This is a genomic window from Accumulibacter sp. (assembly GCF_016789985.1).
Classification (GTDB): Bacteria; Pseudomonadota; Gammaproteobacteria; order Burkholderiales; family Rhodocyclaceae; genus Accumulibacter.
Genome location: NZ_JAEUOL010000143.1, coordinates 1 through 8,369, shown reverse-complemented (window position 1 = coordinate 8,369; position 8,369 = coordinate 1). Strand labels below are relative to the sequence as shown.

Genomic DNA, 8,369 nt, shown 5'->3' with positions numbered 1-8,369 from the left:
AGTCTGTCACGCATGTTCTCGATCGTGTCGACCTCGTTGTGCAGGAAGTACACTTGACCACCGCGCTTGAATTCACGCAATAGCGCCTCGCGGATGATGCCGTCGGAGAAGCGACTGACGAAGGTCTTGATGGCCAGCCGTTTCTGCGGCGCGGTAGCGATCACCGAGAAGTCGCGCAGGCCTTCGAGTGACATGGCGAGCGTGCGCGGGATGGGTGTGGCGGTCAGCGTGAGTACGTCGACCTCGGCACGCAAAGCCTTCAGCGCCTCCTTCTGACGGACGCCAAAGCGATGCTCCTCGTCAATGATCACCAGGCCGAGGCGCTTGAAGTGCACGCCCTTCTGCAGCAATTTGTGCGTTCCGATGACGATGTCCAGGCTGCCATCGGCCAGTTCCTGGAGCGCCTGGGCAGCCTCGCGGGCGGTCTTGAAGCGGGAAAGTTCGGCGATTCGCACCGGCCAGTCGGCAAAGCGGTCACCAAAGGTCTGGAAATGCTGCTCGCAGAGCAGCGTGGTCGGGCACAGGACGGCGACCTGGCGGCCACCGGCCACTGCACAGAAAGCGGCACGCAGGGCGACCTCGGTCTTGCCGAAACCGACGTCGCCGCAGACCAGGCGGTCCATCGGGCGGCCGGACTTCATGTCCTCGAGGACGGCGGCGATGGCGCCGGCCTGGTCGGGCGTCTCTTCGAAACCGAACCCGTCGGCAAAGGCGTCGTAATCGTGTGCCATGAAATCGCAGGCGTGTCCCTGGCGAGCTGCGCGCAGGGCATAGAGCGCCAGCAGTTCGGCCGCCGTGTCACGCGCCTGCAGGGCGGCCCGGCGTTTGGCCCGCTCCCATTGCTGCGAGCCCAGCGTATGCAACGGTGCGCTGTCGGGGTCGGCGCCAGAGTAGCGCGCAATGACGTGCAGTTGCGCTACCGGGACGTAAAGTCGGGCACCCTCCGCGTAATGCAGTTCAAGGAACTCCATCTCGCCCTCGCCCAGATCGAGATGGATCAGGCCCTGATAGCGTCCGATGCCGTGTTGCTCATGGACCACCGGCGAGCCGATCTTCAGCTCGGTCAGATCGCGCAGCCAGTTGTCGGCCGAGGTGCGGCGCTGAATGGCGTGGCGCATGCGACGCGATGGGCTGTCGGCGTAGAGTTCGGCCTCGGTGATGATTGCCAATTGATCGACCAGGAAGCCGTCATGGAGTGGCGCGATGGCCAGCGAGAGCTGGCTGTCGCTCGCCAGAAACTCGCTGAAACTGCTGCTCGCCCGGGGCTTCAGGCCATATTCGGCGAACAGGCCGGACAGGGTTTCGCGACGGCCGGCAGTCTCCGCGAGCAGCAGGGCTCGCCCCGGGAACTCTGCAAGGAAGGTTTTCAGCCGGCGCAGCGGGTCTTCAGCCCGGCGATCGATCGCCAGAACAGGCAGGCTGCGCGTCGGACCGTCATCGCCCGCACTCAGATTGAGGCGGGCATAGGGCTTGGCGGCGACGAAGAAGGGTTCTTCGGCCAGGAAGAGCTCGGCCGGTGGCAGCAGTGGCCGACTACGCTCGCCGGACATCATGGTGTAACGTGTTTGTGCCTCGCGCCAGAAGCTGCGGATTGCCTCGGCGACGTTGTCGTGCAGGCAGAGCACGGCGTTGTCCGGCAGGTAATCGAAGAGGGTCGCGGTTGCCTCGAAGAACAATGGTAGCCAGTACTCGATGCCGGCAGTGGCAATGCCGTTCGAGACATCCTTGTACACTGCCGAGCGACCGGGGTCGCCCTCGAACACTTCGCGAAAGCGCTGTCGAAAACGGGTGCGCCCGGCGTTGTCGAGCGGAAACTCGCGTGCCGGAAGCAGGCGGACCTCGGCTACCGGGTAGAGGGTGCGCTGGCTATCGACGTCGAAGGTCTTGATGCTCTCGACCTCCTCGTCGAACAGATCGAGACGGTACGGAAGTTGCGAGCCCATCGGAAAGAGGTCAACCAGGCCACCACGAATCGAGTACTCTCCCGGTGCAACCACCTGTGTCACGTGAGCATATCCGGCGAGGGTCATCTGGGCCCGGAACTGCACGGCATCCAGTTGCTCGCCCTGCTTGAGAAAGAAGGTGTAGGCGGCGAGATAGGCTGGTGGTGCGAGACGGCACACGGCAGTCCCGGCGGGGACCAGCAGCACGTCGCATTCGCGGCGCATGACTTCGTAAAGGGTAGCCAGTCGCTCGGAAACCAAGTCGTGGTGCGGTGAAAACCCGTCGTAGGGCAGGGTCTCCCAGTCCGGCAGCAGGCGTACGCGCAACCGGGCGTCGAACCAGGGAATCTCTTGCAGCAGGCGCTGCGCGTCGCCGGCGCTGGCGGTCAGCACCGCGAGCATGCGCTGTTTCCCCCCGGCATTGCCGCCTGATGCCGCCTGGGCGATCAGCAGTGCATCGGCCGATCCGGCGAAGGCCGGCCACTGCAGCCGTTCCCCGGCGGCGGGTAGCGGCGATAGGAAAAACGGTAAGGACAAGGAAGACGGCTCGCGACGCGAAGACTGAAGTGGGCTTGAGCTGCGGACGCCGTTCCGGGCGGGGCAGCGAAAGGCCGGCATTATAGACGATCAGTCCGGTTCTTCGCCTGCCCGGCTTCCAGCTTGCCGGTCCTGGCGGCACGTTGTCGGAGCGGGAGAAATATTTTTCGGCTCGCAACAAAGGCGCATCTGGTGAGCTATCGGTTTGCTAGCATTTTTGTCGTCGATACCCTAGAGGAGCACGCCATGCATCACCATCTGCCAAAAGTCGCCAAGCGCAGGCCGGGCCGGCCGCACAGTACCCTCCTTCCTGATGAAAATCCTTATCTATTGGCAGTCGGCCCGGATGCCTGCCGACCGATTTCGCGCTGGCGGCCTCGCTTGAACTCCCGCTGGCTGGATGGCGACCACTGGGTTCAGTGGGTCGGCTTTCTGGCCATCGTCCTGGCTGCTTCCGAAGGCTGGCTGTTCTGATACCGGGTCCGGTGCTACTTCCCTTCGAGTCTTGCGCAGAGTGCGGAGAAGAATTCTGAAGCACCACTGCGTACCGAGTAGTCGGCAACCTCGGTCAGGGAGGTGGGATGAGGATTGATCTCGACCAGCGCTGCGCCGGCATACTTCGCCCAGACCGGCAGGCGGGCCGCGGGCTGCACCGTAAAGGACGTACCAACGCAAAAGAATATGTCGGCGTTCATGCTGCGCGTTTCTGCGGCAGAGAAGACCTCATCGTCCAGCATTTCACCGAACAGCACCAGATCGGGTCGTACGGGTGAACCGCAGGCCGGACAGGCGAACGGATTGCTGGAGCCCTGATCCCAGTTGGCGACGAAGCCACAATAGCGATGACAGCGGAGGCGGTGGATGGTGCCATGCACTTCCAGTACCTCCGCATTGCCGGCGCGTGCATGATAGCCGTCAATGTTCTGCGTGATGACCGTTAACCGCTGTCCCGCACAGATCTGCTCAAGCCGCGCGATGGCCAGGTGTCCGGCATTCGGGCGACGATCATCGATCAGAGCCTTCAGTTGAAGCAACCAGTTCCAGACGCGCGGAGGGTTGCGCAGGAAGCCCTCAATGCTGGCAACCTCGTCCGGGTTGACATTGTTCCACAAGCCCGTGGCGCCATCGCGAAAGGTCGGAATACCGCTGTCGGCGGAGAGCCCGGCACCCGAAAAGACGACGATGTCTCTGGCCTCGCGCACGATGGCAGCGATTGACTCCAGATTCATTGCACGCATGGTCTTCTCCTCCTCTCCTGTTTACTACAATCACTACAATCGTTGTCAGCGGTGTGCCGATCGTCGGATGTCAGGCTCACTTGTTGCCCGTCCGGGCGGAGTGCCATACCCCGAATGTGGTTGCCATCGTGCTGCTGCCGGACCCGGATCGTTGTATAAATACTACACAATGTCAGGCGACTGCTTGAAGAAAATCAAGTTTGTATGCTTAAATCTCCTGACTGCGCAAAAATCGCATCGCGTTACACGCATTCGGACCTAACAGAGATTAATCGAGGAGGAACATCTTGAAATCGAAAATCATCACTACCTTGCTGGCTTCCATCGGCCTCTTTGCAGCATCTGGTGCCGTACAAGCCCAGACCGCTGGTGATCGCGTTTACGTGATCGATCAACGCGGTGAAGTCGTCGTGAGCGGCACCGGCCTGTGCTGGCGTACCGGCTTCTGGACCCCGGCAGCCGCCGCCAAGGACCCGGCCGGCTGCAAGTGCGACAAGGATCTGCTACCCAAGGAAGTCTGCGAGCCGCCAGCACCCGTGGCGGCTGCCGCGCCGACCGCCAAGCCGGCGGCGGACAAGATCACGGTGGCTGCCGATGCGCTGTTTGACTTCGACAAGGCGACGCTGCGTCCGGAGGGCAAGGCGAAGCTGGATGAAGTGGTCGCCAAGTCGAAGGCCATCAAGCTGGAAGTCATCATCGCCGTGGGTCATACCGACCGCTTCGGTTCCGATGCCTACAACCAGAAGCTGTCCGAAAAGCGCGCGGCCGCCGTCAAGACCTATCTGGTTAGCAAGGGCATCGACGCCAACCGGGTCTACACCGAAGGCAAGGGGAAGAAGAATCCGGTCACCAAGCCTGATCAGTGCCCGGGCGCGAAGAGCAAGAAGGTCATCGAGTGCCTGCAGCCTGACCGTCGTGTCGATATCGAACTCATCGGCACCAAGTAATTCGGGCGCCATGCGCAAAAAACCCCGCCTCAGCGGGGTTTTTTTTAGCTCTCGCGCCAGTCGGCTGGCGCCATGAGCAGGCCCGTGCAGGCTGTCGATCTGCTGATCGAGGCGCGCTGGATCGTGCCCGTCGAGCCATCCGGGCTGGTTCTCGAAAATCATGCGGTGGTGGTCGATCAGGGCAGGATCGTCGAACTCCTGCCACAGAGCGAGGTGGCCGACCGTTTCGCGCCGCGCAGCCGTAACTGCTTGGAGCAGCACGTGTTGCTGCCGGGGTTCGTCAATCTACATACGCATGCTGCGATGACCCTGCTGCGCGGCCTGGCTGACGACCGGCCGCTCATGCAATGGCTGCAGGATCACGTCTGGCCGGCGGAGGCGCAGCATGTCTCGGCCTCGTTTGTCCATGACGGAACCCTGCTTGCCTGTGCCGAGATGTTGCGCGGTGGAATCACCTGTTTCAACGACATGTATTTCTTCCCCGGGGCAGCGGCCGAGGCGGTTCTCGCTGCGGGAATGCGCGCGGCGATCGGTCTGATCGCCGTGGATTTTCCGAGCAACTATGCCGCCGATGCGGACGACTACCTTGCCAAGGGGCTGGCGGTTCGCGACCAGTTGCTGGATGAGCCGCTGCTGTCCTTCTGCCTGGCTCCACATGCGCCCTATACCGTAGGTGAACGAAGCTTTGCCCAGGTGCTGACGCTGGCCGAGCAGATCGAATTGCCGGTTCATCTGCATCTGCATGAGACTGCTCAGGAAATAGAAGATAGTCTGCAGCGTTTCGGGAGGCGTCCAATCGAGCGTCTGCGTCGCCTGGGACTGCTTGGTCCGGGGTTGATCGCGGTGCATGCCGTGCACCTTGATGCCCACGAGATGGAACTTCTGGCCGAGCACGGTTGTTCGGTTGCTCACTGCCCCAGCTCCAATCTCAAGCTGGCGAGTGGCATCGCACCGATCAGCCGACTGTCAGACCGGGGAGTCAACATCGGGCTGGGTACCGACGGTGCGGCAAGCAACAATCGCCTCGACCTGTTTCAGGAAATGCGTCTGGCAGCGTTGCTTGCCAAGGCGCAGAGTGGACGCGCCGACGCCATCGATGCCCATCGCGCATTGCACATGGCAACTCTCGGCGGGGCCCGGGCGCTCGGCCTCGATGCCGGCATCGGATCGATCGTCGCCGGCAAGTTTGCCGACCTGTGCGCCGTCAATCTTGCCGACGTGGCGCTGGCCCCCTGCTACGACCCGGTCTCGCATCTCACCTACGCGGTAGGCCGTGAGCATGTTTCTGACGTCTGGGTTGCCGGGCGACGGCGCGTCGAGAATCGGCAACTGGTTGAAAACAACGAAACCGGATTGATAAAGTTAGCTCTCTTGTGGCAAAATAAAATTCGTCCGTGATGAGTTCGGTCAACAATGAGGCATAACAAGCCGTGCGGACCACCGCCGCAGGCTTCAACTAACGAGGGAAACCTAGATGAACAGAACCGCAAAACACCCCATGCTGGCCTTGCTCGCCGCAGCCACTTTCGGCTTCGGCGTCTCGCTTGCTCAGGCACAGACTTCGATTCCCTTGGATCGCGTTTACGTGATCGACCAACGTGGGGAAGTCGTCATGAGCGGTGCCGGTTTGTGCTGGCGTACCGGCTTCTGGACTCCCGCTGCAGCGGCCAATGACCCGGCCGGCTGCAAGTGCGACAAGGACCTGCTGCCCAAGGAAGTCTGCGAGCCGCCAGTTGCCAAGGCGGCGGCTGCGCCGACCGCCAAGCCGGCGGCTGACAAGATCACGGTGGCTGCCGATGCCCTGTTTGACTTCGACAAGGCGACGCTGCGTCCGGAAGGCAGGGCGAAGCTGGATGAAGTGGTCGCCAAGTCCAAGGCCATCAAGCTGGAAGTCATCATCGCCGTGGGTCATACCGACCGCTTCGGTTCCGATGCCTACAACCAGAAGCTGTCCGAGAAGCGCGCTGCCGCCGTCAAGACCTATCTGGTCAGCAAGGGCATCGACGCCAACCGGGTCTACACCGAAGGCAAGGGCAAGAAGAATCCGGTCACCAAGCCTGATCAGTGCCCGGGTGCGAAGAGCAAGAAGGTCATCGAGTGCCTGCAGCCCGACCGCCGTGTCGATATCGAACTCATCGGCACCAAGTAAGCCTCTGATGCCACTAAGAGCCCTGCCTTGGCAGGGCTTTTTCGTTTTGGTTGCGGGAAAGAAGGGATTGCGCAGGCACCATGACTAACGCCGATCAAAAGGAACTCGACAAGTTCAGCCAACTGGCCCACCGCTGGTGGGACCCGGGCAGTGACTTCAAGCCGTTGCATGAGATCAATCCCTTGCGCCTCGATTGGATCGACGCCCGGTGCGCGCTGACTGGCAAGAAAGTGCTGGATGTCGGCTGTGGTGGTGGCCTGCTCTCCGAAGCGATGTCCCAGCGAGGCGCGACCGTGACCGGGATCGATCTTTCGGACAAGGCCCTGAGTGTTGCCCGCCTGCACCTGCTGGAAAGCGGGAGGTCGGTCGATTACCGCAAGATCTCGGCTGAAGCATTGGCCCGCGAGGAAGGTGGCAGCTACGATGTGATCACCTGCATGGAGATGCTCGAGCACGTTCCTGACCCAGCCAGCACCATCGCCGCCTGTGCCGCCCTGGTCAAGCCGGGGGGGCATGTTTTCTTTTCGACCATCAACCGCAATGTGAAGGCCTATCTGCTGGCGGTCATCGGCGCCGAATACCTGCTGCAGATGCTGCCCCGGGGTACCCATGAGTACGCGCGCTTCATCCGGCCGTCGGAACTGCTGCGTTGGGCACGCGAGGCAGGCCTCGATGCGCTGGAAATGCGCGGGCTGACCTACAATCCTTTGAGCGGACGCTATGCCATGGGGCATGACACCGACGTCAATTATCTGGTGCACATGGTGCGGAGTGTTTGAGGCGGTCCTGTTCGATCTCGACGGGACTTTTGCCGATACGGCTCCCGATCTGGCTGCGGCCCTCAACCGCCTGCGCTCCGATCTTGGACTGGCGCCCGTTCCTCCTGCCCATCTGCGACCTTACACCTCGCACGGCGTGCGCGGCATGCTCAAGGCGGGCCTCGACATGTGGCCCGGCCAAGCGCTGTATGCCGAGTTCCATGAGCGCTTTCTCCACTATTACAGTCAGGACATCTGTGTCGAAACGACCGTATTCCCGGGCATCGATGAAATTCTGGCTCGTTGCGAGCAACATGGGGCGCCCTGGGGGATCGTTACCAACAAGGCACAGCGCTTTACCCTGCCGCTCCTGAGTCGCCTGGGATATGCCAAGCGTGCTGCCTGCGTGGTGAGTGGCGATTCGGCACGGCGAGCCAAGCCGGCACCGCAACCGATGCGTCTGGCCTGCCGCTTGATAGCCAGGGAACCGGCGCGCTGCCTGTACATCGGTGACGACCCGCGAGACATTCAGGCCGGTCGTGCCGTGGGCATGGTCACTGTCGCCGTGCGCTACGGTTATCTGGGAGATGGCGATCCGATCGAAGCCTGGGGTGCCGACCATCTGGTTGACCATGCGCGCGAGATCGCGAGCGTGGCGGGTATTGCCTGATTGATGCCGACTGCCCCATGCTGCGCTAGACTGCTCCGATGTCACCAACCGCGCTGATCCTCCTTGCTCATGGCGCTCGCGATCCGGAGTGGGCCGCACCGATGCGCCGCGTCCGTGCGGTGGTGCG

General features: G+C 62.2%; 8 protein-coding genes. 6 read left to right on the top strand and 2 right to left on the bottom strand.

What is annotated here, in order from left to right; all coding sequences use genetic code 11:
- The coding region (locus tag JNK99_RS08195) for a DEAD/DEAH box helicase (RefSeq protein ID WP_291851215.1) at window positions 1–2,480 on the bottom strand (2,480 nt) is incomplete at its 3' end.
- Between the two features lie 192 nt (window positions 2,481–2,672).
- Between JNK99_RS08195 and JNK99_RS08190 the strand changes: the two genes are divergently transcribed.
- The gene (locus JNK99_RS08190; RefSeq protein ID WP_291851214.1) at window positions 2,673–2,954 is read left to right on the top strand and encodes a hypothetical protein; all 282 of its coding nucleotides are present in this window, start codon (window positions 2,673–2,675) and stop codon (window positions 2,952–2,954) included.
- A gap of 14 nt (window positions 2,955–2,968) precedes the next feature.
- Here JNK99_RS08190 and JNK99_RS08185 read toward each other — a convergent pair whose 3' ends face one another.
- Window positions 2,969–3,718: an NAD-dependent deacylase gene (locus JNK99_RS08185; protein ID WP_291851211.1), complete on the bottom strand. Its 750-nt coding sequence runs from the start codon at window positions 3,716–3,718 to the stop codon at window positions 2,969–2,971.
- A 287-nt stretch (window positions 3,719–4,005) separates the two neighbouring features.
- Here JNK99_RS08185 and ompA (JNK99_RS08180) point away from each other — a divergent pair, with 287 nt between their 5' ends.
- The 5 genes from ompA (JNK99_RS08180) to JNK99_RS08160 all read left to right on the top strand — a co-directional run bounded on the left by ompA (JNK99_RS08180) (window position 4,006) and on the right by JNK99_RS08160 (window position 8,242).
- On the top strand, window positions 4,006–4,665 hold the full coding sequence (gene ompA / locus JNK99_RS08180) for an outer membrane protein OmpA (protein WP_291851208.1): 660 nt from the start codon (window positions 4,006–4,008) through the stop codon (window positions 4,663–4,665).
- Between the two features lie 72 nt (window positions 4,666–4,737).
- Entirely contained in the window at window positions 4,738–6,063 is a 1,326-nt protein-coding gene (locus JNK99_RS08175; RefSeq protein ID WP_291851206.1) for a TRZ/ATZ family hydrolase, read from the top strand.
- A 76-nt stretch (window positions 6,064–6,139) separates the two neighbouring features.
- Window positions 6,140–6,814 carry an outer membrane protein OmpA gene (ompA, locus tag JNK99_RS08170; protein ID WP_291851202.1) on the top strand — a complete coding sequence of 225 codons (675 nt, stop codon included), beginning with the start codon at window positions 6,140–6,142 and terminating at the stop codon, window positions 6,812–6,814.
- Window positions 6,815–6,894: 80 nt separating this feature from the next.
- Window positions 6,895–7,593 carry a bifunctional 2-polyprenyl-6-hydroxyphenol methylase/3-demethylubiquinol 3-O-methyltransferase UbiG gene (ubiG, locus tag JNK99_RS08165; protein WP_291851199.1) on the top strand — a complete coding sequence of 233 codons (699 nt, stop codon included), beginning with the start codon at window positions 6,895–6,897 and terminating at the stop codon, window positions 7,591–7,593.
- Window positions 7,586–8,242, top strand: coding sequence for an HAD-IA family hydrolase (locus tag JNK99_RS08160; protein WP_291851196.1), 657 nt, complete (start codon window positions 7,586–7,588; stop codon window positions 8,240–8,242). Before ubiG ends, JNK99_RS08160 begins: the two co-directional genes overlap by 8 nt.
- The last annotated feature ends 127 nt before the right edge of the window (window positions 8,243–8,369 follow it).